The organism is Acinetobacter sp. R933-2 (assembly GCF_030325485.1).
Taxonomy (GTDB): domain Bacteria; phylum Pseudomonadota; class Gammaproteobacteria; order Pseudomonadales; family Moraxellaceae; genus Acinetobacter; species Acinetobacter sichuanensis.
Genome location: NZ_JACAIJ010000063.1, coordinates 1 through 748, shown reverse-complemented (window position 1 = coordinate 748; position 748 = coordinate 1). Strand labels below are relative to the sequence as shown.

Below are 748 nucleotides of genomic sequence, written 5' to 3'. Positions count from 1 at the left end.
TCTGATTAAACTTTGCGGATTAAATTGGACCGCACCAGATTACAGTACGCTTTGTAGAAGACAAAAGCATATTGATATTGCAATCAGCTACCAAAAAAGTAGCGATGGGCTGCATCTACTCGTAGACTCTACAGGCATGAAGTTTCTAGGTGAGGGCGAATGAAAACGCAAGAAACATGGAGCTGAATATCGTCGCCAATGGCGTAAACTACATATTGGTATAGATGCCAAAACCCTACAAATACGAGCAGTTCAGCTTACAACCAATAATGTCAGTGATTCACAGGTGCTTGGTGATTTACTTAATCAGATTCCACAAGATGAGCAGATTGACTCTGTTTATACCGATGGAGCTTATGACACCAAGCAATGCCGTGAGGTCATTGCAGATCGGCAAGCACATGCGGTGATTCCACCTAGAAAAAATGCGAAACCATGGAAAGATACAAAGAGTAGCTCGCTAGAGCGAAATGAATTACTTCGAACAGTTAAACGTTTAGGCAGGACACTATGGAAAAAATGGTCAGGCTATCATCGGCGAAGTTGGTTGAAACTAAGATGCATTGCATCAAATTATTAGGAGATAAACTCAGTGCAAGGAGTTTTGATAGCCAAGTGAATGAGATCCATGCACGTGTAGCAGTCCTTAACAGATTTACGGAATTAGGTCGACCACTTACCCAAGTTACGCCTTAAATTTGGCTCAATTAGGGGCGCTTTGCATTTCAAATCTTTGTGCAACAAAGCC

At 41.8% G+C, this 748-nt stretch carries 1 pseudogene; it reads left to right on the top strand.

Going from position 1 to position 748, the window contains the following annotated elements:
- A pseudogene (locus HX005_RS19585) lies at positions 1-696 on the top strand (IS5 family transposase); the annotation flags it as partial.
- Positions 697-748 lie beyond the last annotated feature (52 nt).